We start from the raw sequence: 22862 nt of genomic DNA, 5'->3' as shown, positions 1-22862 counted from the left end.
ACTTATTAATAAATAATTAATATTTAATTTTTAACTGGAATAAAGAATAATGATTTTTAATTAAATTTAGATACAAGTGTGCGGAGTAACTTGCCCATTTTCAATCCGCAAAACATGGTTGTTTTGCAAGAGTTGTTGATCTATATAGGTAGAAGAAATGAAGGTTTGCCCAAGAGTGGGAGCTAGGTCTAAGAGCTGAGAAGCTCGTACATTATCCAAGCCTGCATGAATATCATCCATACAGATTAAGGGATATACGTCGTGAGCTTGTTGTAAGTATCTGCATTCAGCAAGTCGCAAAATGGCAAGGTGACTATGTTTTTGTCCTTCACTAGAGAATAGAGATGCTGGTAGTTGGTTGATTGTTAAGTGGAAGTCCTCGCGGTGAGGACCTATAGATGTGTTCCCTAATTCTAAATCTCGAGATATAGAAGAGGCAAGTTGCTTACGAAACTCTTCAGCAATAGTAGCTTCGGTTGGACAAGAACTTTTAACCAAAGAGCTTTTGAATTTTAGTTCTAACTGTTCATTCAGGGAGTTTTTCCATAACTCTTGTGTTAGGTTATTTAACTGTTCACAGCAAGAGAAACGCTGAAGACTTAAATAAGCACCAAACTTGACTAACTGTTCCTCCCAGATGGTAAGTGTAGCCGTCTGCTTGTTTTTCAAAAGGGTATTTCTTTGTAAGAGAGCTCGGTGATAAGAGGCTAGCTTGTAGATATACTGACTATCACATTGAGATAAAAGAACATTTAAGAAAAGCCGTCGATTTGCGGGAGCTCCTGAGATAAGAGAGCAGTCTCTGGAAGAAAAGAATACTATAGGGATTATACCGATGAGTTCGGAAAGAGTCTTTATAGGAGTTTGATTATAAAGGATTTTCTTACCATGTTTGTCTGCATAGATTGATAGAATTTGAGGGAGGTGAGCTTTTTCAAAAGTGATTTTCAAGAAAAAATAAGGAGCACCAAAAGTTATCGCGTCGGTTATGTGTAAGGTACGAAAAGATCTCCCTAAGGATAAAACATATAAAGCTTCCAAAAGATTGGTTTTTCCTTGAGCATTTTCTCCAAGAATATAATTGGAGTTAGGAGAGAATGAAACTTCTGTATCTTTATAGTTACGAAAATTTTTAAGCGTAAGAGAAAGGATTTTCATTAATCATCGTGCAATCTCATCGGCATGATTACAAAGAGACTGCAAGTAGAATCTGTGATGATTCCTGGATTATAAGAATCCGAAACCCCCAAATGAACAAGTTCATCTTTACTATGTTTAAGAATATCTAAGAAGAAGAAGGGATTGAAGGCAATTTCTAATGGCTCTCCAGAGTAATTCACTGTCATGCTTACCTTGCCCTCACCTACTTTTGTGCAGTTTGCTGTAAGAGTGAGTTCTCCAGGCAGGAAGGTAAATTTTACAGAATGCGAAGATTCATTAGTAAATAAGGCAACTTGTTTGAGCAGTGTGATGAGTTCTTCGCGATGTAAGTCAAGTTGTATGGTGCTTTGCGTGGAGATTACTGGTGAGAAATCTGGAAATTCCCCTGCAAGGAGTTTTGTAATAAGAAGCGTATTATCACATTCTACGGCAATTTTATCTTTGTCTAAAAATATTGTAGCTTCAGCATCTTCAACGCACATTTTGATGATTTCTTCCACAGCTTTAATAGGGATAATGTAATCACCAGAGAAACTTTTGTGGAGAGAAATTTCTGTATCTATTTTTGCAAGACGCTTGCCATCAGTGCCTACAATTGTCGCTGTTCCTTGGGTAATAGAAAGTAACACTCCGGTGAGGACGTAACGGCTTTCTTCTCGTGAAACAGCAAAAGAGGTGCGCTGTAACATATTTTTTAATTCTTCGGCAGATATGGTGAAGCGCGTAGCGTTTTGCATATCGGGAAGCATGGGAAAATCTTCTTTTTCCATACTGAGAAGACGAAAACAGGAAGATCCTGAGGTAATTTGCGCCATTTCTCCTCGAGATGCAGAAATTTCTAGATTAGCTTCGGTAAGCTCTTTCACTAATTGGAAAAATCTTTTTGAAGAAATAGAAATAGCACCTTTTTCATAAACTTTAGCTTTAGCAACACAGCGTGTGCTTACTGTTAGATCTGTAGCTGTAAAGACAAGCTCATCATTGTAAGTTTCAATGAGTACGTGGGTAAGTATTGGAATGGGAGCATTTTGAGGAACTACACTCTGAATCTTTTTGATAAGGTTTCCTAGCTCATTTCGGGATACAACAAATTTCATATTTCCTTATAACCTAAGAATCCTCACATTATGAATAGAACCTCTTTTTCACGTTACCAGAGGCACGAATGGGATGTTACTATAAAAGGATTTTCTGGTCTTCTATATTTTGGTAAGGATAGGAAAGGATAGGGTGAAGGTTGGGGAAGAAAAAGGCTTTTTGCTATACTTTAATTAGAACTTAAGTTGTAGGGAAGGAAAGGTACAGTGCAAAAGGAGATTGTTTCTAATCGCAAGGCCCTACATCATTATGAAGTCTTAGAAACTATAGAAGCAGGGATTATTTTAACAGGAACTGAGATTAAATCGTTGCGTAATCACGGGGGAAACCTTGGTGACGCCTATGTCATTATTTCTAAAGGAGAAGCTTGGTTATTAAATGCGAGTATAGCACTCTACTCTTTTGGTAGTATTTACAATCATGAAGAACGGCGCAAGCGCAAGATGCTCCTCCATAAATATGAGATTCGTAAATTAGAAAGCAAGGTGTCGCAGAAGGGAATTGCTTTAATTCCTCTGGGAATGTTTTTACGTCATGGCTATGTAAAAGTTCGTTTAGGTTGTTGCCGGGGAAAGAAAACACACGATAAGCGTCAGGCAATTATAGAAAGAGAGAAAAAAAGGGAAGTCGCTGCAGTTATGAAGCATCGGTATCGTTAATGTAAACGTGAAGATTATTTTTTTCTGCCCAAGCTTGAGCTTCACTTTTGGAAGTAAACGTCATGAGTGTTGTTGCCATGGCATCGGCATAAGCACAGCTAGGGTGAATTACGGAGACAGCATGGATAGGGTAAGTTGAAAGATCTAGGGGCTTCCCTGTACGAGGGTCTAAGATGTGGGTGTAGGTTTCTCCATGAACATGCCATGTTTGGATATAGTTTCCGCTGGTGGCAATAGCGTTGTCTTGGAGTTCTATGATTTTTGTAGTTGCTGCGGAAGCTATGCACCAAGGTCTGCCTTGGGGGTGGCAGCCTGAAGTTTTAATTTCACCTCCCCATTCTACATAGGCATTTGGACTGAAGCGTTGACACACTTCAAGTAAAAGATCTACAGTGTGACCTTTGATTGCTCCGCAGAGGTCTAATTGTACTTCAGAATGAAGTTTAGTTAATGTTTTTTCCTTAAAATCGATTAAGATACGTTGCCATCCTACTTTCTCATATTGTTTTTCCCAGGTTTCCTGTGGAGGAAGAGTCTGTCGTTTTAGATGGAAGAGCCATAGGGTTTTTAGGGGACCTAGGGTGGGATCAAAACGCCCTTCTGATAGCCTATAGAATTCATCAATTTTTTTGAGAAATTCCATAAGTTCTAATGAGATGGGAAGTGCAATATCTGCAGGCGCTCGATTTATTTTTGATAGTTCTGATTCAGGATTCCAATTGTTGTAAATGGAGTCTATAAGATGAAAACTTGCTTGGATTTCTTTTTCGCATCGTTGTTTTTCTTCCAAAGAAAGAGAACGACCCAGAACAATGCGATATGTCATTGTCATTTGTTCTCCTTTGAGTGTTGTAGATTGACGCGAACAACATGAAGAGAATATTGCCCCCGAGATAAAGAGTGCTAAGAGACTAATTTTCGATAACTTTCCCATGTATTTCTCATAAGCATGGCAATAGTCATGGGTCCTACCCCTCCAGGAACAGGAGAAATTGCAGCACATTTGGTGACTACGTTATTAAAGTCTACGTCGCCGAGGAGTGTATAACCACAAGGATTATTTGCAGAGACTCGTGTTGTCCCTACGTCGATAATGACAGCCTGGGGTGCTACCATAGTTTCCTTGATAAAGAGTGGCACTCCTACTGCAGCAACAATAATATTTGCGGTTTTTAAAATTTCAGTAAGATTTTGAGATTGGCTATGGAGTAGGGTTATCGTAGCATTTGTAGAGGGATGTTTTTGCATCATAAGAGCTGCAAGAGGCTTGCCTACAATATTACTTCTTCCCACAATAGCGACGTGCCGTCCAGTAAGAGGTATTTCATAGTGATTTAGCAGCTCGATGATGCCTACGGGTGTACAGGGGGCAATTCTTTCGGAAGACCCAAGGAGAAGTTTTCCCATGTTCAGAGGATGAAGACCGTCAACATCTTTATTTGGGTCAATCGTTTCAGTAATTTTCTCGTTATTGAGATGTTTAGGAAGGGGTAACTGGACTAAGATACCGTGGATAGAAGGATCTTCATTTAGTCGAGTGATTAATTTTAAAATTGAGGAGAGTGGTGAATCAGAAGGCAGTTTATGTACTTTCGAAACCATACCGATTTCAGTAGCTTTTTTGATTTTCATATTCACGTAAACTTCAGAAGCAGAGTCATTTCCTATAAGAATGACGGCTAACCCTGGAGGAGTAGAAACTTCCGCAATTTCTTCTTTGAGTTTCAAAAGTATTTTTTCAGCTAAGCGTAGGCCTTTTAATAACATATAAGAATCCTTAAGAAAGCAATGAGTTTACTCATTCCGCGAGTTATTATACAAGGTAACAGATAAATTGCAGTGCTATAAGCCAAAGTGCTTATTGTGATATATTTAACATTGAGAGCAAATAAAGAGAGGCTCCATTGTAGTTGGGGATTGAAAAAGGTCAGCACGGGGTAAGAAAGGAGTACAAAGAGTAAAGAGAAGATCACATTGATAATAGGGAGAGAAAAGATGTTGTCTTTTAGGAGAATGCGTTGTGTCCTGTAGGTCAGTGCTGAAGTTGTGACATAGAGTGTAGTATGAATGCCAAACAAATATGAAGAACTTAGATCACAAAAAAATCCAATAAGAAGAGCATGTGTTAGTACACGTTGTTTAGGCAATTGATAGAAGGCTAGTCCTAGGTAGGGGGCAAAGTATAAAGGATGGAAATTTGGAAAGTATTGAGGAAGTAAGAGATAACTAAAAAAACACAGGAAAAAAATAAAACAAATTATTGAGCGAAACATGCATCTACAAAAAAAATCATGTAGCTTAAGTGTATAGCAAGATTGATTTTTTTTATTTTGGTCTTTGTTGTAAGCAAATATTGTTCCATATTTCCTGATAAAATAAGTATCCTTAATACAACTTCTTAGTTAAGGAGATAGGAACATCTAGCATTCATAAAAACAGTTTGTATCTTTATGGGTTATTGTAGAGCATGATTATTTTTTTAGGCTTCTCGTAATAGGAATAAAGAATTCAATTTGGAGCAACATTTGTTTAGTTGTTGTGGTAGCTTGATCATCAACAATTCATAAAGTTTAGAAGAATTATAATTTTGATACTTCTTTCGAAGATAAGGAGAGACTTGCATGCAGCGTTGCATTATTGTAGGTAGTTCAATTAGAGATGGGTGCGCACCTTCTTCTTTTGAGGGTATATCTTCAAAAAACTTTTTCAATCCTGCTTCATCCATAAAAAGAAGTTCGAATGAGCAATTTCTATTTTCTGTATAGAAACAATCTTCTAGCCAAAGAAAACTGAAGAACGTTTCGAATGCTTTTCCAGCACGTCCTCCGTGGTTGATGTCACACATTTTATCCCAGGCTTCCCAATGACGCATGCCAGCAAGGAGAGAGAGTTGTTCGTCTGAGGTTCCAAATATGCATAAAGCCAATGCCAAATCTTTCACTTTGAATTTATCAAGAACAATTCCTAGTTTTACATTAGGGTCTTGTGATAGTGAAGGCCCTGCCCTTTCATATTGTTTACAAAGAATTTCTAGTTCCTCAAGCAATTGTTGGACTTGAGGAGTATCCCAAGCATTATTTTGAGCCGCGTCACGTAAGAATTGGCGTTTTTTAGGAGAAAGCTCTAACAATCCTTGGCAAATGCACGGAGTTGCTAAGTTGATTACTGCACCCTTGTAGAAAAGTGGAGCAGTTTTTGAGGCAAGGAGCGTCATGCCTAGTAGCCAGAAGAAGCCATGGTAAGCTATTGGGACATTGTATTGCATAAGTAGAGGATTAGAAGACCCAGAGGAAACGAATTCTTTTAAGCGATATAAAGGATAGGTGTCACGTAATAGGTGCCTTAGAGAACAAAGGCTTATACCCGCGACTCCCTCGATTAAGTGTTTATAGCCAAAGGCATTAATTTTCGATTGGATGCTTTCAGAAAGTTCTTCCCAAGGTGATTTTGTCTCTAAAAAGGACAAGATGGAAAATAGCTCTCCTAAGGTAGGCGATTGTTCTTCAACGAATTTGCAGATGACGGGAGGAAAATTATCTCGAAGAAGGGTCATAAAATGGTCAGGGAATTTCCGAGGAGCTAAACTAATGATATTGTTAATGAGTAGAGTTAGAGTTCCCATAAACAAGACTAAAGCTACGCTTCCAACAATGTAAGCTATAGGAGCAGCGAGGCAGACAAAAGCAAGTATGGCTCCAATTGCTAAGAGTACTGCAAGGGCCACAAAAAGGATTGTTCGTACTTTGGGAGAAGAGAGTGGACTCTTAGGGGGTAAAAGATGGGCAGCTGGTAACGAAGAAGAAATATTTGACATAGCTAATTATTTAAATAAACTAGTAACAATGCTATCAATATAAGATATTTATTAGAATCATAAAAATAACTGTAGATTATTTTTTGATTTGCCAAGTTGAATAATGACACTTCTCCTTATTGAATGCGCAATAGTTTCTATAATTCCATTGATGACTTCATAGGAAAGTATTGGCATTTAGTTTTTATTGTCCATCAAATTAAAAGTTATTATTATTAATCTAATTTCAATTAAAATTAATTTATTAATTTATTTTTTTATATTTTCTTTAATTTATGGGAAAACCCAAGCCAAAGAAGAAAAAACCAAATAGAGCTTTGGCTCGACTTATTCAGAACAAGTCAGTAGAGATATTCAAAGCTTCAAGGAACACGAAGAATAAACGTAAATTTTTGATTGTTAAAAATCAGAAGGCACTTAAACACCGTGCTCAGCAATACGATAACTTAGTGCATTCTCTTTTAAGTGATCGTATAGAAGATCCTGATAAGGTATTAATTTTTAATTACGAAAATGGATTTGTCTATACAGATAAAAACAACTTTGGCAACTACTCAATTCGCTTATAAAGAGGTGGTTTAGAATTAAAAAAACTCGCAAAACGGGACGAACCCGTGGTGGAAGGAATAACTGTTTGCCTGAGTTAGTTATGCAAAGCTAGAAACTGTTTCAGTATTAAGATCTCCAAAATCTTAATACTGAAGATAGTTGGGTCTGAGCGATCTCTCTAGCTTGATAGCGGTGCACTTTTTTGCATCTACTCGGCTAACTTTCATTTCCCCTCTTAGGTTTTTTACGCAAGGCAAGCAGTCTTGCGTTTTTTTTGTCTCAATTTTATATGCTATTCTTTCTTAAGTTCTTTTTTTAATTACTTTTTAATTTTAAAATTAGATTGTAATTACAATTCTAATTTCTAAAAATAATCTGAGAAATATTATGGCAGTTTCAGGTAGTGGAAATATCCCTCCTTTAGGTCCTTTAGGTCCTGAGAAATTGGACCCTTCCTTTGTACAGGGAAAACAGGCAGAAGGGACAGCTTTGCCTCGGGAGTTCTTGCTTTCTGATACAGGGGCAAATTCTGCAGTACAACAAGAAGAAGGGCTAGTACGCTCAGGGTCTACAGGAATGTATGAAACAGAATCACAGATTAATAAAGCTAAGTATCGTAAGACTCAGGACACAACTGCGACTTCTACAAAAGCTCGTTTACGAGGAGCTTTTTCTAAAATGCGAGCAAGTGTTCAAGGATTTTTGTCAGGATTTGGGTCCCGAGCGTCTCGGGTATCAGCACGGCGTGCTGAAGCTAAGGGGGAAGGGGCATCCTTACTCCCTACAGATATGGAAGTAGCCACTAAAAAAGGAAATCGTATTTCTCCTGAAATGCAAAGATTTTTTCTCGATGCCTCAGGGATGGGGGGAAGCTCTTCGGATATTTCAATGATCTCTCTTGAATCCTTAAAATCATCGAAGTTTTCACCTCTTGTTTTCAATGAAGAGATAAGTGCGTCGGAAGCAAGCTCAATAGCTTCCTTTGGATCATTGCAAAGAACAGAAACTCCGGTAACTGAAGAGAAGACGAACATGTGGACGCTAGTCCGTTTAGGAGGCGAGATGGTCAGTTTTCTATTGGATCCTAATGTAGAGACTTCGGCGTTAGTCCGGAGGGCAATGTTTACAGGCAACGAGGGAATGGTAGATATTTCTAATTTAGATCAGCAGGAGATTAGCACAGCAATGACACCTATAGGACTAGGAACAAAGAAGGTCAAGGTTGCTTTCTCCGATTCCACTTTGGATCCTACGAATACTCAAGGAGGAATGGGAGCTTCTCATAAGACTACATCTCTTGAAAACGCTGCTCTGCAGATTGCAAAGAAAGACAGTCAAAGTCAATTATTGGAGGACCAAGCTCTGCTCGCACGTGCAATGGCAGGAATACTTGCATCTTCAACAACAGGAACGACTTTTACTCCTTTAGGCTTATTGGGGCCGAGTTCTTCAACTAAATTTCCTGCACCTAAATTTTCTGGAACACTGGCTTATAGTTCCAAAGATAAACCCAAACATAAGTCCATCAGTATTGAAAAAGTAAATACTTCTTTACATTTTTCTTCGTTTCATAAGGAACAACGTTCTATCCGTACGCCTTCGCAAAGTTCATGGCATACTGAAGGAAGGTATCGTTTTCCCAAGAAGACAAAATCAGAAGATATTTTTTCTATTACGAAAGACGTAGTGAGAACAACAGAATTCTATAGTCCAGATAATAGCAGCCGATCTTTTTTGCCGGTTTCCAAGGAAAGTATTACTTCTATAAGGGACGGCTTTGGCGATGTGTCGGGCAATGATGCCATCAGTTCCTCCTATCATTTTCTAGCTCATCGGGGGGTTTCTTTAATGGCACCTTTACAACGTAGCATAGAAACCTATACAAAAGAGTTAGAGAAACATAAAGGTCCTGGAGCTCCTCCCGATCCTTTAATTTATCAGTATCGTAATGTTGCTGTAGAGCCTCCATTAGTTTTACATTCTCCCCGACCATTTATGAGTTCTTCGCGTTTTTCTGTTCAGGGAAAACCTGAGGCTGCTACTGTTCATGATGATGGCAGAGATAGCGGAAAAGGATTTTCTGATCAGAATCCAGGGGGGGAACAATCAAGTAGGAGATCTTCAAGTAAAAAGAAAAATAAGAAGACTTCTATGGATATGGAGTTTTAGAGAACATGATGAGAATATTTGGTTTTAGTCCTTATGGTATTATACGTGCTGAAAAAGTCATTAAAGATACTCGTCAAGACCCCACACTGATGGTAAAAATCTCTAAAGAAATTGCTGCGAATGAGGCTATACGCCTTGCTCTTCTAGCAATTAGTGATCAGGAAAAAGAGAAAAAAAGACACCACCACTTTAAATTGTTAAGTCAGAAACAGGCTAACGTTTTACTCTCACAGTTGCGCCATCTACATTTAGATTTTAGTCGATTGCGTAGTAAAGAAAAATATGACCGTAAAGGTTCCCAAGATAGTGAAGAAAAAAAAGAGCGTAAGAAAAAGCACAGTGTGCAAGTTGTGGGAAAGAAGAAAAAGATTTCTATAGGAACTTCTGCTTCTCAGGCTATTGCAGCAGCAGCAGAAGCTTGGGTAATCGCCAGGAATCAGGGGATTCTAGACATGGCTTCTATGCTTTTTTATCAAAAAGATAACGAGGAGTCTTAAAGATTAGGCAGCTTGTTTTTCTTCATCCCTAGGATTAAGTGTATAAGGTAAGAGAGCAACAGAGTATTTGGTGAGATCTCGCCAGATCCTGTTAAGTTTGCGATTTTGTCTTTTAGTAAGATCATGAAGGATAAGAAGATCTTCTTCATTCCAGTGAAAGCCTGCTCTAGACCAATTTATAGAACCTACAAGTAATATACGGTTGTCTATAACAGCAAATTTATGATGCAATCTATACCGAGATGTTTTAATGGCAATAGGAAGGTGTGTAATGCCTAGAGCACCAAGTTGTTTTAAAGTAATCGTTTTAAACGCTTTGTCTATCATAATATCAACTTTAACTCCGCGTTGATGAGCTTCATAAAGCGCTTGGAGAATAGAGGAGTGGGTCAGGGCATACATTGCAACAAGAACTGTCTTTCGAGCGGTTTTTATTTGTTCTAGTACTGTAGATAACGCCTTTTCTCGATCTTGAGGTAGTGTGAAGTATTCTCCAAATTGGTTGTTGATGAGAAAGTTTCCTGAGGTATTGCGGATAATATAGTCACAAAGTTTAGGGCTTTTCATCCCAAGGATTAAATTATTATCGAAAACCAAAGAATTCTGAGTATAGTTTGCGGACCCTAGCCAAGCATATTTTTTATCTATAGCAAGTGCTTTTTGGTGCATGAGTTTACCTTCGATCTTAGGATGCTCGATAAGGGCAACATTTTGGGATTGTAGGAAGCTCTGAGCTGCTTTATAACTTTGATAATGAATTGTAATGTTTTTATCTGTTTGCATCTGGTTGTGTAGTTTGCTGCAAATTTTTGGTTCCGAGAGATAATAAATTCGAATAAAGATTTCTTTCTCTGCATGGTCTATAGCATCACATAAGATTTGCCTCATGTCTTCGTTGCATTCCTTTGAATAAATCACAGGTTCTTCAGATTTTAAGAAGGTTTGAAAAGTGTCTTTATTAGGAGCTTTTGCTAATATTCCTAGAAATACTGTTGTACAGATGATAAGGAAAATTCTTAGCTTTGCTTCTTGTTTATTTTTCATTTATAACTCTTCAATTTAGTTTTTGCTTTGTATAAAATGATAAAGAAAAATAAACAAACTTATTTGGATAATTGTTTTAATTTTTATTTCTGAAATACAGTAGGATTTTTTTCTGAAGGAAAGTATTCATACCAACGTTGTGAAACTTTTTGAATAGTCTTTTCGTCGGCAGCGACTTCTTTGGGATAGGAAGTCTTCATTAAAGCGTTAATGATAAAAGGAAAAGAGTAACCGGGCCGATGCATGGTTACATTGTGATAGCGGGCATAAAGATCGGTAGCGGGAGCACATCTTGTGAAGGTATGCCATAAGAAGTTTTTCTCACTATCTAAAGTGTTTTTGAGGTTATTGGTAATGACAATGAGTGGCCATTCTTGTAAATAAGGATGGGAAAGGAGCTTCTCTATGTTGAGGTCTTCCTTTGAGGTTTCTAAAACGAGACACCCACGACAAAAAGGAGCTAAGTTCGTAATCCCTGGTAGGTGTGGTCCACGGTATTTGTGGGGTAAAGAACGTTGAGGGCTTCCTATTCCCATTAGAATAGCTTTAGAGCCTTTATTTAACGCAGGGCCCGTATAATCTAGGGTATCATTAGCAGTTTCGGAGAATACGATAAGATCGCGATTGGGAAGCATACGTTCTAAGATAGCTTCCAGAACTTCTGAAAATTTTTCTAGATGTATGTGTTTGTCAGTAAGCATCAGGAATTTTGTTAGGGAGAGCTGCCCTTCTCCTAAAATTCTCAGGGCGATGGCCAAGGATTCGCGCCAATAACGCTCTTTAACAACCGCTGCTGTTAATGTATGGAATCCAGCTTCTCCATAACTTTTTAATGTACGCACGCCAGGCATGATGAGAGGAAATAGAGGAGCAAAATAGCTTTGTAATTTGTTCCCAATATAAAAATCTTCTTGATAGGGCTTACCAACGACAGTCGCGGGGTAGATAGCATCTTTTCTATGGTAGATTTTCTTACATTTAAACTCAGGAAAGTCGTGTTGGAGGCTATAATATCCGAAATGATCTCCAAAGGGTCCTTCAGGACGACGTTTTCCTCCAATAGCTTCTCCTATGAGGATAAACTCTGCATCATAAAGTAGGGGATGAGGATGATCTGCTACCTTTTTATAGACGAGCTTTGAGCTTTGTAGAAAAGTGCACAGAAGAAATTCAGAAATATTTTCAGGGAGTGGAGCAATGGCTGAGAGGATAAGAAAGGGATTGCCGGATAAAAATACAGTAACAGGAAGATTTTTTTTATTTTGTTCTGCTTCATAAAGATGCATTCCCCCTCCTTTTTGAATTTGAAAGTGAAGTCCCAAGGTATCATGACCGAACCTTTGCATGCGGTACATTCCCAAGTTAGGGGTGGTAAGACTGGGTGACTCTGTGTAAACTAGAGGAAGGGTAAGAAAAGCCCCGCCGTCTTCAGGCCAACTCGTAGTTATTGGTAGGTTGTAGAGGTTCACTGAAGGCATAGAAATGAATGGAAAGTGGCGTCCGTATGCTTTCCGTAATCCTAGGGACAAGCATCTTCGTAGTAAATTGCGAGATCTCCAGAAAGTAGAGATGGAGGGTTTAGAAGAAAGTACATGAGCTATCTTAGTGATAAGATCATCTGGAGCACGAGAAAAAAGCAGATCTAAACGTTGCTGTGTTCCAAAGAAATTGGTAAGAACAGGAAAAGAAGATCCTAAGACATTGTGAAATAAAAGAGCTGGCCCCTGATTTTCAATAACACGTCGATGAATTTCAGCAAGCTCAAGATAAGGGTCTACTGGAGCAAAAACATCTATCAATTGGTTTTGCATACGCAAAAAAGAAACCTGACGTCTTAATAAAGACATAAAACATTCCCTTTTGTTGCATACTTAGTGGAAACTAGAAATTTTTGTTCTTTGCTCTAATAAGAACTTTTTCCAATCCTAGTTTATCGATAAGCCGAAGAGCATTGGCAGAAATTTTAAGTCTAAGGAAACGATTTTCTTCTGTGGACCACAGACGTTTTGTGATCATATTAGGAAAGAAACGTCTTTTGGTTTTTCCTGTAACCTTTAAGCCAATACCTTTTTTTCTTTTAGCAATTCCTCGAATAGTGTAGCTATAACCACGACGAGGTTTTTTCCCTGTAAGTGCGCACTTTCTAGACATAACTTTCCTACATTAAATTCGTCATTACTACGAAAATAAAATAACCTTAGTAAAAAGAATTCATAGTAGACTTTTTCTGATATATAAGAAAGAGGTTTTCTTTAAAAATTTCTAGTATAATAAATAGCAAAAGGATTTTCTAAAAAGTAGATTTAGGTAAGTAACGAAATAGGACTAGGGTTTAGGAAGAATTTCTTCGATGTAGATATTGAGTTTTTCATGAGTAGAAAACTGTTCTATTGAAGGGCGTACGCGGTATACCCAATTATTTTTAGAAATAGTTCCTGGAGAATTGATTCTTTCGTGGTATAAATTTTTTGATACAAGATCAGGACATAGCGCAAGATAATCATTAAACAGGTTGATATGAAAGATCGATCCGGATTGATGAGAAAGTTTTAAGATATTTTTTTGATTTTCTTGGGAAAGATGGCGAGTGAAAGGAAGACCCAAGAATTCAGCGAACTGTTGAGCTTCTTTAGGAGCATCTTGCCACCATAAGGCTAGAGTATCAGAGTCATGAGTCGATAGGGAAGTAACTGACAACGGGGAGTAGTTTTCTAAGGGGATAAATTCTTCATTCCCTCTCCAGTTGCGCTCCCAGCGGGGAATACGGATTCCACAGATACCAAGCTTTTGCAGAGTTTGTTTTACCTTTTGAGGAACATCCCCAAGATCTTCTCCGATAGGGAGCATGGAAGAGGCGTGGATTAAAGTAGAGAGGATCTCTTTCCCTTGTTTGATATAATCTTCAGGATGCTCAGGGATGAACTTTCCATTACCTGAAGGATCCCATACCCAAAAGCGAAAAAAGCCCACAATATGATCTAAACGATAGAGTGAGTAGAAATTTTCCGCATAACGGAGACGTTCTTTCCACCAAATATAGTGATCTTGTATAAGATTAGTGAAATTATAAATAGGAAGATGCCAGTTTTGACCTTCGGCATTATAGATATCTGGAGGGGCACCAACAGATTGTGATGAGGAAAAATATTGACGAAAGTACCAAACATCACAACTATCTTTACTTATAAGAATAGGAAGATCTCCTTGAAGAAGAATATTGTGCTTATCCGCCCAGGCTTTGACTTCATTCATCTGTCGATAGCAGAGGAACTGTAGGTAGGCAAAAAACAACATTTCCTCTTGAAATTGTTTTTCTAAATAAGAAAAGTTATGAATGTCAGTTAGGGGTTTGGGCCAGTTGTTAATCGGAGCGCCCTTCATGTGGTATTTGATAGCACGGAAGACTCCGTAAGGCATAAGCCAGTAACTCTCTCTCTCTATAAATGCAAGAAATTCATTGTTTTCCTTACTTTCTTTATACCCATGATGCTGATAGTATTCTTTTAAAAACATCCATTTAGAGGCTTTCACCTGGGTATAGTTCACTGAGGAGAGATGGCAAAGCTTGTGCATTTCTTGGAGTTTTTGATGTGCTTGAGGAACTGCCATTACATGAGGAAGTTTTCTTAAAGACAGAAAAAGAGGATTTAGAGCGACTGAGGAAATGCTGTTATAAGGACTAGTATCTTCTCCTGTATCGTTCAAGGGAAGAAGCTGAATGATGTGAAATCCTAATTGTTTGCACCATGTAATAAATGGGAGAAGATCTAGAAACTCACCGATTCCGCAACTCTCCTGAGTATGCAATGAGAATAGAGGAACGCACACACCGTGTTTTGTAGAGATCCCTATGGATTGCCAGAGACGTGCTGTTGGAGAGTTATTAATATCAGGAAGAATATTCACGAAATATAATAAATCCCTAAGACATGCAAATCAGGAAGGTTGCCTGTTTCTAATGCCTCCATCCAAATTTTTGCGTGTTGCGAGAATAGCGTGAGGTATTGAAAGAGTTTTTCTCCAGTGAGATAGTTCATACTTAGGATATCGGAAAGGTAAAGCTGTTGGGAGATCTCGCCATACCCTAAAATACCTTTAATGTTAGATTGTGGAGAACCGTTTACTGAGAGTGCAGCTTTAAAAATACGCTCACGAAATACATTGTCTGGAAGTAATCCAAGGAGTGTTGCTACGGCGAGATCTCCGGAAGTGTTGCCTTGTTCAAGTTGCACAGGAACATTTGTATGACTAAACCGAATTAAACAGGCTTGATTGCTATCAGGTGTAAGTGTGGTGTTTAATAAAGAGCCTAACGCTTCTAGAAGCTGTTCAAATTCGTTTTGCATAGTGGCTTGCCTTACATTTATGACCATGGATAAGGTTTAGGAAAGTCTGTTGCTTTGGGATAATCTTCATTATTGATGTTGACCATGTCTAAAGCATTGGCAATCATCGTCCCTAATTGTTGTCGTTTATCCGCTGAAGGGAAAAGCCGTGGGGAGGTTTGTCGCAGAGCTCCAAAAAATAAATTCAAGATTCCAGTAACAGCGTCTAGATCCTCTCCGATGAGGCTTCGGGTTTCGCGTTCTAGTTTCGATGCAGTAGGAAATTTATCATTAATAACCTTATGATATGACTCAGCAACTTTTACAAAATTTATATCTTCAGGGTAGCGAGCTCCTTCTGCTTTTAAATTATCGAGAAGAAGAGGGACCTTAGCACTGAAAAAATCATAAGAAGCAAGGACTGCTTGTAAATTACGTATTTCAGTCATCATGGTTTGTAGTTTTGCAGGCTCTATGGAAGGTCCTTCTGATTTTAAATCTACAGCCATTCCTTTTAGTAGAAAGGAGCTCACGATTTTGGAGTCATCGTAAGTATAACGATCTTGGAGTAGTGAAAGAAGTTGTTCGCATGAATGGGTATTTCCAGTAACTTCAAGATATAACTGACGTAGTCCGAAAGGCGAAGTATTTAATATTTCCCCATAGTGTTGAGATGCGAATAAAATATTCTTTCCTCCAATAGCAGCACGGCTGAATTGTTGTGTATGTGTTAGTCGCGCTTGGATAAGTGCATCTTTTAGAGCTCCACGACTAGAAGGAATTGTCTGTACAAGATAGTCTAAAGCTATAGCTTGTAAGGCTGGATCTTTGATTTTTTTTTGAATAGACTGTAAAATTTCTTCGGATGAGGAGTCATCTGTTAAGGAATCGCGAAGTTCTCGTAAGTCTTGCGCAGAAATTTCGGTATTATTTGCAGTGAATGTATCCGCGAGATCTTGCTTTCCTTTTTCTTCTGTTGCCTCCGATTTTTTTCCTGCTTTACCAGCTTCACCTTTTCTTCGCGACTCTAAAGTCTGAAATTTGTCTTCTTTTTTCCTTATTCGTGTTGCTGCCGCAGGATTTGTCATGTCCTGAGACTGTTGGATAAGACTTATTTCAGTGCCTTCTTGGCTAGCAATAACTTCAGATGCATCAGATTTGGCTGCGGCTGCTTGCACTTCTGAAAGATTAACACCTTGTGTACTTCCTAAACCTCCAGCGCCTCCAGATGATGCCATGAACCTCCTATAACAAGAAACAATAGATCAATTAGAAAATTTGAATACGTCCTAATGGTTGAATGCGAATTTCTGGGAGTACTTCTTGATAGGAAATCACAGCAATATCAGGAAATTCTGTCTCTATTAATTTTCGTACATATCTTCTGACGTCAATTGCTGTCAATAGTACTGGAGATTGTCCTCCTGGGGGCGTTGGAGTAATAGTATTTCTCATAGACTTCAAGATTAGATTAACTGAGTCTGGGTCTAAGGCAAGGTAAGATCCTGCCGATGTCTGCTTAATTGCCCCGCGGATCATTTCTTCAATTTCAGGATCTAAGAGGTAGACAGAAATTGCAGATTGGCCTTGAGAGAATTTAAAACTGATATAAAGCTTCAAAGAAGAGCGCACATATTCTGTAAGTAGGACAGTATCTTTTTCTGTTTGTGCCCATTCACTCAAAGATTCCAGAATTGTACGTAGGTCTTTAATTGAAATTTGTTCTTGTACCAAACGTTTAAAAATTTCCGTAAGTTTTTGAAGGGGAATGAGCCTTGTAACTTCTTTGACAAGATCAGGGAAGGAACGTTCCATAAATTCAATCATGGAACGCACTTCTTGAATGCCAAGAAATTCTTGAGAACTTTTATGAAAAAAGTAAGACAAATGTAGAATGATTACTTCGAGAGGAGTCCAGTATTTAATTGCTGCTTTTTCTAAAATCATCTTTGCGTCTTCACTTACCCATGCAGAGGGAAGACCTGCAGCATTTTTATAAGTAATGAAAGGAAGATTATAACGGCTAAGATTGTCTTCTACTTCATTTGTTAATACGTGACGAGGAGGAATTTTTCCTCGTACATAGGGAACTTCATTCAAAAGAATCATGTAATCATTCCCCTCTAAGGAAGGGGAGTCCGTACGTACATGAATTCCAGGATAACGAATACCAAGGTCTTGGTATAAAGCTTGGCGCATTTTAGGAATCATATCGTCAATAAAGCTTTGCCCTGACTTTGTCTTTTGTTGGATGAGCTTAGAGAGATCTTTACCTAACTCTAAGATTACAGGTAAAGTCAAAGAGTAGTCATCAGGATTGTCACTAGCTGTTGTGCCGCCCTCTCCAGCGGCGCCTACAGTGGTTGAAGCTCCAGCAGCGCCCCCTTTTTTTGCATTGATGGTTTTTTTCGTAATCAAAAGGATTCCCAACACTCCAAAGATTAAAGCTAGGATAGAGAAGGACCATAGAGGGAACCCTTTGAAAAAGCCTACTCCTAAAGTAGCAGCAGCAGCAAGAAGTAAAGCTCTGGGCTCTTTCACCAACTGAGAAGAAATTTCTTTACCTAAATTGCTATTTTTATCACTGGAAACACGAGTAGTGACAATACCGGCTGTTAAGGAGATTAAGAGAGAGGGGATTTGAGAAACTAAACCGTCACCAATAGATAGCAATGTATAAACATGAGCTGCTTGAGCAAGATCCATTCCGTGCATAGCAACACCGATAGTAAGTCCACCAACGATGTTAATCAACGAGATGACAATGCCAGCAATTACGTCCCCTTTAATGAACTTCATGGCACCGTCCATAGCTCCATAGAGTTCGCTTTCTTTTTGGATTTGAGCGCGTTTATCCCGTGCTTGAACAGCATCAATCATGCCGGCACGTAAGTCCGCATCGATGGCCATTTGCTTTCCAGGCATAGCATCTAATCGGAATCTTGCGGCAACTTCAGCAACACGCTCAGCACCTTTGGTAACTACAATAAATTGGATAATCGTAATGATAAGAAAGATAATAAATCCGACAACATAGTTTCCTCCAACTACGAAATCTCCAAAAGCCTGAATGACATGTCCTGCATAAGCTTTGAGGAGAATTTGCCGTGATGAGGAGATATTGATACCCAAACGGAACATCGTTGTAATTAGAAGTAGCGAAGGGAATACTGATAACTGCAAGGCACTTGGGATATAAAGAGCTACCATCAATAAGAAAACAGAAACAGAGAGATTGATGGTAATCATTAAGTCCACAATAGTTGGAGGCAAGGGGACAATAATCATTAAAACGACGCCGACCATCCACAACGCAAGGATAAGGTCGCTCGACTTATTAATCATATTTAGGGCTGCATCTCCCCCAAAAGTTCTACTTACAAAATTGAGTAGTTTGTTCATTGTAGATAGTCAGGTTGGTTAATGTTTTTATTGTCAGGGTTTTGCGCGTTCAACGAAGTGATATAGAGGAGGATTTCCCCAATAGCTTCATAAGTGGATTCTGGAATAAACTTCAATTCTTTTCCTTCATCCCAAAGTTGATGTGCTAAAGGAACATTTCTCATAATGGGAATTCCATATTTTTCAGCTTCAGCAATAATTCTTTTTGCTCGTAAATTCGTGCCCATAGCGATAATCCACGGAGCTTTATATTTCTCTGGCATATAACCAATAGCAACAGCAATATCCTTAGGGTTGGAAACTACGGTGCTTGCATGTTTTACTTGTGATGAAGTGTCTTCATAGGCAATTTCTTGAGCAATTTGACGTCGACGACCTTTGATTTCGGGGTTGCCTTCTGTATCTTTAAATTCTTGTTTTACTTCAAACTTTTCCATTTTAAGCTCTTTAGCAAAATTATGGCGTTGGTATACAAGGTCAAGCACCGCAACTACTAAAAAGAAGATACCTATAGATGTCACTGCTTTATAGAAGATTTCCTTAAAGATATGAGCTGTAACAATGGGAGAGACGCCTGCAGTCTCTATTATCAAAGAAATCTGACTTTTTAAGGTAATATATAAGATTAAAGCAGCACCAAATATTTTAAGAATAGACTTAATTAATTCTATCACCGTCTTGATCTTAAATTTTTGCTTAATATTTTCAATAGGATTGAATTTCTTTAGATCAGGCTTAAAGACCTCTGTAGAAAAAGTTGGGCCGACAATAAGAAAACCGACAATAAGGCCAACGACAGCCACCGCACCCAATAAGGGAAGAGAAGCTGTAAGAATTAAAGTCAGGCAGTTTTTAAGGTAATGTAGAGTAACTTGTGGATCGTGATTCGTAGGTGCTTGCGTTAAAATTGAGACAAGGAAACCTCCAAGGTGTTTAAAAAAAAAGGAAGCTAAATAAAAAGCTGTGAACATTGAAACGATGAAGGTTACTGCAGAGGGAAAGTCTTGAGATTTTGCTACTTGGCCTTTTTTGCGCGCGTCTCTAAGGCGTTTCGGCGTTGCTTTTTCTGTTTTTTCACCCATGTTTGTGCCAAGATCTCATCATATCTGGAATTATCTGCAAGTTACCTCATGCTATTGTTTTTCTCAAGAGTGAAGCCTAGGTCTTTTACCTCTAAGGAACTCTAGGATATTGGCTTATTAAATGAAGGATAAAGCAGACTCTAAGAATTTTCATGATTTATTAAGAAAGTCTTATACAAGAAAGTACGTTTTTGGTATGCTTTTTGCAGATCACACTGAAAGCGTTAAAGGTTTCTTTTAAGAGGAGGACCTTTTCCTATTAGGCTCTCTATAAGCATTAGAACAATGGTTTTAGTGCTTATGGGGGTTTGGTAATATGGAATGGTGGAGATATCTTTTAGATGAGTCATACGGAATGTGGGATTGTAGGACTTCCTAATGTCGGAAAGTCTGGATTGTTCAATGCCTTAACAGGAGCTCAAGTGGCTTCCTGTAATTATCCTTTTTGCACTATAGATCCTAATATCGGCACTGTCCCTGTAATTGATGAGCGGTTAGATATTTTGTCAAAAATTAGTCATAGTCAAAAGCTAATTTATGCGGATATGAAATTTGTAGATATCGCTGGTTTAGTACAAGGAGCTTCAGATGGCGCAGGTCTTGGTAACCGTTTTCTCTCCCATATCCGAGAAACTCACGCGATTGCTCATGTTGTTCGTTGTTTTGAAAACTCAGATGTTACTCATGTTTCAGGGAAAGTAGACCCTGCTCAAGATATTGCTGTAATTAACTTAGAATTGGTTTTTGCAGATTTTTCTTCTGCTATAAATATTCGTAGAAAATTAGAAAAGTTAGTTAAAGGTAAAAGTGTGGTTGGGGCTCTCCTGCCACTGTTTGATAAGATCATCGCTCATTTAGAAGGGGGGTTAGCTTTACGTTCTTTGGCACTCACTCGTGAAGAACACACACTGTTAAAGCCTTATTCCTTTTTGACCATGAAACCTATGTTTTATATTGCAAATGTAGGTGAGGATTCCCTTCCGCTCATGACAAATGAATACGTGGCTATTGTAAAAGAAATCGCCGCTAAAGAAAACATTCAAGTTCTTCCTATTTGCATTCGGATAGAGGAAGAAATTATCTCTCTTCCTATAGAAGAGCGTGAAGAGTTTCTCCTTAGCCTTGGACTTAAAAAATCAGGACTACATCGACTTATTTCCAGAGCTTATGAAACTCTTGAACTGATTTCTTACTTTACTACAGGACTTCAAGAAACTCGAGCTTGGACAATTCCCAAAGGATCTACAGCTGTCGAAGCTGCAGGAGCGATTCATTCAGATATTCAGAAAGGATTTATTCGCGCTGAAATTATAACGTTTACAGATATGGTGGCTTATCAAGGAAGAACAGGAGTCCGTGAAGTTGGTAAACTTCGAGCTGAAGGACGTGATTACATTGTTAAAGACGGGGATGTTATTCTTTTCTTACATAATTAAATGTGTTGTTTTTAAAAAAATTTTGAGCATTACTAATGTCTTGGCGAATGGCATTAACTAGAGTAACCCTCGAAGAAAATTTTTTTTCTTTCCTAAGAAATTTTCTAGGAATTATGGCAACTTCCTCATCATAAAGATTCCCAAAAAAATTAAAAAGATGAGCCTCAACACATAGAGAATTTCTTTTAATTGTAGGAGCTATTCCTAAATTCATTACTCCTAAGTAGTTCTTATTTTTGTGACATATTTCACAAGCATATACACCCAGAGGGAGCAGGCTTTCTTCTCTAGGAAGATTGATAGTAGCAAATCCTAAGTCACTACCGATCCCATAGCCCTCAGCTACTTTTCCTAAGAACGTATAAGGATAACCTAAATAACGATAGGCAAGTTCTAAATGCCCTTCAATAAGTAAATTGCGAACTCTATTGCTAGATACCAAAATACCATCAACATAACAAGGAGACACTTGTACAATCTCTATTCCTAAACTTTTCCCCAGAGGAATTAGAGTATTCACATTACCCTGTCCTCCTTTTCCTAGCCGAGAATCGTGACCTAGAATGAGTCGTTTGAATTTTAATTGCTCATGTAAAGAAGAAATAAATGTATCAGCAGATTGATTTGCGAGTTTAAAATCAAAAGATAGGATGCATAAGAAATCTATCGGGAAGGCTTGTAATAGTTTTAAGCGCTCTTGCCGGTTAGTAATGAGTTTAGGAGGGGATGAAAGAATAGCTTGAGGATGGGGATCGAAAGTAATAATTCCAGAAGTTCCTGGATATGAAGTAAGGACAGATAAAAGTTTACTGTGACCCAGGTGACAGCCGTCAAAAAAACCTACAGTTACAGAATCTATAGAAGTAGAAGATGCAAAACTATAGGCGATTTCCATGAGCATCTCGTAAATGAGAAGAGATATCAAAATCCGGACAATCTAAAAAATTTCCATCAATACACTGATCTATGGAAAAAGAGCCGCTACGCAAGCGACGCAGTTGCTCTAAATAGGCTCCGCACCCTAACATATTGCCGAGTTCATAAGCAATACTACGAATATATGTTCCTTTACTACAGCGTATAACAAAATATAATAAAGGATACTCATATTTAGTAATTTGTAAATATACTTGGACTGTTGAATGACGACGTTCTATAGATAAGCCTTTCCTAGCGTATTCATAAAGCTTTTTTCCCTGAACTTTCTTTGCAGAGAACATCGGCGGCAATTGTTGAATTTCACCTTGAAAATATTGCGCAGCTACTAAAATCTCTTTAAAAGTAGGAATTTTTTTAGACCTTCCAACAACCTTGCCATCACAATCATAAGAATCTGTTGTAGTGCCTAAATGAGCAATTGCTTCGTATTCCTTATCTTCAAACAATAAAACATCAGAAAGACGTGTGAAGCGCCGACCTATAAGCATTACCATAACGCCAGTAGCAAATGGATCTAAAGTTCCCGCATGGCCAATTTTTTTTACTCCGATCAACTTTGTTAGAGCTCGAATAAGACTGAATGAAGTTCTTCCTTGAGGCTTATCGATAAGAAGAACACCTTCCTTAACTTCTATTGCAAGTTCCATGATAGCATTTAATGAGATTAAATTTTTAAATATGAACACA

The 22862-nt window shown here is 38.3% G+C and carries 21 protein-coding genes; 5 read left to right on the top strand and 16 right to left on the bottom strand.

Annotated features, from left to right (window positions below; translation table 11 throughout):
• Positions 1-66: 66 nt before the first annotated feature.
• Positions 67-1158, bottom strand: a complete 1092-nt coding sequence (gene recF / locus Cs308_RS04450) for a DNA replication/repair protein RecF (RefSeq protein WP_066483048.1) — start codon at positions 1156-1158, stop codon at positions 67-69.
• Positions 1158-2258 (bottom strand): DNA polymerase III subunit beta, encoded by a 1101-nt coding sequence (dnaN, locus tag Cs308_RS04445; protein WP_066483045.1) that lies wholly within the window; start codon positions 2256-2258, stop codon positions 1158-1160. The genes recF and dnaN overlap by 1 nt, the downstream gene beginning before the upstream one ends.
• Positions 2259-2465: 207 nt before the next feature.
• Here dnaN and smpB point away from each other — a divergent pair, with 207 nt between their 5' ends.
• Positions 2466-2918, top strand: a complete 453-nt coding sequence (gene smpB, locus Cs308_RS04440; protein ID WP_066483043.1) for an SsrA-binding protein SmpB — start codon at positions 2466-2468, stop codon at positions 2916-2918.
• On the opposite strand, the gene Cs308_RS04435 is transcribed toward smpB, so the two are convergent.
• From Cs308_RS04435 to Cs308_RS04420, 4 genes are all read right to left on the bottom strand, one after another.
• Positions 2896-3852: an FAD:protein FMN transferase gene (locus Cs308_RS04435; protein WP_066483041.1), complete on the bottom strand. Its 957-nt coding sequence runs from the start codon at positions 3850-3852 to the stop codon at positions 2896-2898. The genes smpB and Cs308_RS04435 overlap by 23 nt on opposite strands.
• A complete protein-coding gene (folD, locus tag Cs308_RS04430) occupies positions 3822-4685 on the bottom strand; it encodes a bifunctional methylenetetrahydrofolate dehydrogenase/methenyltetrahydrofolate cyclohydrolase FolD (RefSeq protein ID WP_066483039.1) in 864 nt (287 codons plus the stop codon). Before folD ends, Cs308_RS04435 begins: the two co-directional genes overlap by 31 nt.
• Positions 4676-5191, bottom strand: coding sequence for a hypothetical protein (locus Cs308_RS04425; RefSeq protein ID WP_066483036.1), 516 nt, complete (start codon positions 5189-5191; stop codon positions 4676-4678). The genes folD and Cs308_RS04425 overlap by 10 nt, the downstream gene beginning before the upstream one ends.
• Before the next feature lie 206 nt (positions 5192-5397).
• Positions 5398-6732 carry a DUF1389 domain-containing protein gene (locus tag Cs308_RS04420; RefSeq protein WP_066483033.1) on the bottom strand — a complete coding sequence of 445 codons (1335 nt, stop codon included), beginning with the start codon at positions 6730-6732 and terminating at the stop codon, positions 5398-5400.
• 275 nt (positions 6733-7007) lie between these two features.
• Between Cs308_RS04420 and ltuB the strand changes: the two genes are divergently transcribed.
• The 3 genes from ltuB (at position 7008) to Cs308_RS04405 (ending at position 9947) form a co-directional block, all read left to right on the top strand.
• The gene (gene ltuB / locus Cs308_RS04415) at positions 7008-7301 is read left to right on the top strand and encodes a late transcription unit protein LtuB (RefSeq protein WP_066483032.1); all 294 of its coding nucleotides are present in this window, start codon (positions 7008-7010) and stop codon (positions 7299-7301) included.
• A gap of 367 nt (positions 7302-7668) precedes the next feature.
• Positions 7669-9450: a hypothetical protein gene (locus tag Cs308_RS04410; protein WP_066483030.1), complete on the top strand. Its 1782-nt coding sequence runs from the start codon at positions 7669-7671 to the stop codon at positions 9448-9450.
• 8 nt (positions 9451-9458) lie between these two features.
• On the top strand, positions 9459-9947 hold the full coding sequence (locus tag Cs308_RS04405) for a hypothetical protein (RefSeq protein ID WP_066483470.1): 489 nt from the start codon (positions 9459-9461) through the stop codon (positions 9945-9947).
• Positions 9948-9950: 3 nt separating this feature from the next.
• Here the strand turns inward: Cs308_RS04405 and Cs308_RS04400 are convergent, their stop codons facing one another.
• From Cs308_RS04400 to sctU, 8 genes are all read right to left on the bottom strand, one after another.
• A complete protein-coding gene (locus tag Cs308_RS04400) occupies positions 9951-10991 on the bottom strand; it encodes a phospholipase D-like domain-containing protein (RefSeq protein ID WP_066483029.1) in 1041 nt (346 codons plus the stop codon).
• An 83-nt stretch (positions 10992-11074) separates the two neighbouring features.
• On the bottom strand, positions 11075-12838 hold the full coding sequence (locus tag Cs308_RS04395; RefSeq protein ID WP_066483026.1) for a menaquinone biosynthesis decarboxylase: 1764 nt from the start codon (positions 12836-12838) through the stop codon (positions 11075-11077).
• A gap of 34 nt (positions 12839-12872) precedes the next feature.
• Positions 12873-13142, bottom strand: a complete 270-nt coding sequence (gene rpmB / locus Cs308_RS04390) for a 50S ribosomal protein L28 (protein WP_066483023.1) — start codon at positions 13140-13142, stop codon at positions 12873-12875.
• 174 nt (positions 13143-13316) lie between these two features.
• Positions 13317-14897 carry a 4-alpha-glucanotransferase gene (locus Cs308_RS04385; RefSeq protein WP_066483021.1) on the bottom strand — a complete coding sequence of 527 codons (1581 nt, stop codon included), beginning with the start codon at positions 14895-14897 and terminating at the stop codon, positions 13317-13319.
• On the bottom strand, positions 14894-15337 hold the full coding sequence (locus Cs308_RS04380; protein WP_066483018.1) for a CesT family type III secretion system chaperone: 444 nt from the start codon (positions 15335-15337) through the stop codon (positions 14894-14896). Before Cs308_RS04380 ends, Cs308_RS04385 begins: the two co-directional genes overlap by 4 nt.
• 17 nt (positions 15338-15354) lie before the next feature.
• Positions 15355-16554: a type III secretion system gatekeeper subunit SctW gene (gene sctW, locus Cs308_RS04375; protein ID WP_066483017.1), complete on the bottom strand. Its 1200-nt coding sequence runs from the start codon at positions 16552-16554 to the stop codon at positions 15355-15357.
• Between the two features lie 31 nt (positions 16555-16585).
• A complete protein-coding gene (gene sctV, locus Cs308_RS04370) occupies positions 16586-18718 on the bottom strand; it encodes a type III secretion system export apparatus subunit SctV (RefSeq protein WP_066483015.1) in 2133 nt (710 codons plus the stop codon).
• Positions 18715-19800, bottom strand: coding sequence for a type III secretion system export apparatus subunit SctU (gene sctU / locus Cs308_RS04365; RefSeq protein ID WP_066483013.1), 1086 nt, complete (start codon positions 19798-19800; stop codon positions 18715-18717). The genes sctV and sctU overlap by 4 nt, the downstream gene beginning before the upstream one ends.
• Positions 19801-20141: 341 nt before the next feature.
• On the opposite strand from sctU, the gene ychF reads away from it, so the two are divergent.
• A complete protein-coding gene (gene ychF, locus Cs308_RS04360; protein ID WP_066483004.1) occupies positions 20142-21236 on the top strand; it encodes a redox-regulated ATPase YchF in 1095 nt (364 codons plus the stop codon).
• Here the strand turns inward: ychF and Cs308_RS04355 are convergent.
• Positions 21214-22131 carry a bifunctional riboflavin kinase/FAD synthetase gene (locus Cs308_RS04355; protein WP_066483002.1) on the bottom strand — a complete coding sequence of 306 codons (918 nt, stop codon included), beginning with the start codon at positions 22129-22131 and terminating at the stop codon, positions 21214-21216. The genes ychF and Cs308_RS04355 overlap by 23 nt on opposite strands.
• Entirely contained in the window at positions 22115-22822 is a 708-nt protein-coding gene (truB, locus tag Cs308_RS04350; RefSeq protein WP_066483000.1) for a tRNA pseudouridine(55) synthase TruB, read from the bottom strand. The genes Cs308_RS04355 and truB overlap by 17 nt, the downstream gene beginning before the upstream one ends.
• Between the last annotated feature and the right edge of the window lie 40 nt (positions 22823-22862).

The organism is Candidatus Chlamydia sanziniae (assembly GCF_001653975.1).
Taxonomy (GTDB): Bacteria; Chlamydiota; Chlamydiia; order Chlamydiales; family Chlamydiaceae; genus Chlamydia; species Chlamydia sanziniae.
The sequence above is the reverse complement of the archived record's forward strand: the minus strand, read 5'-3'. Positions and strand labels throughout refer to the sequence as shown.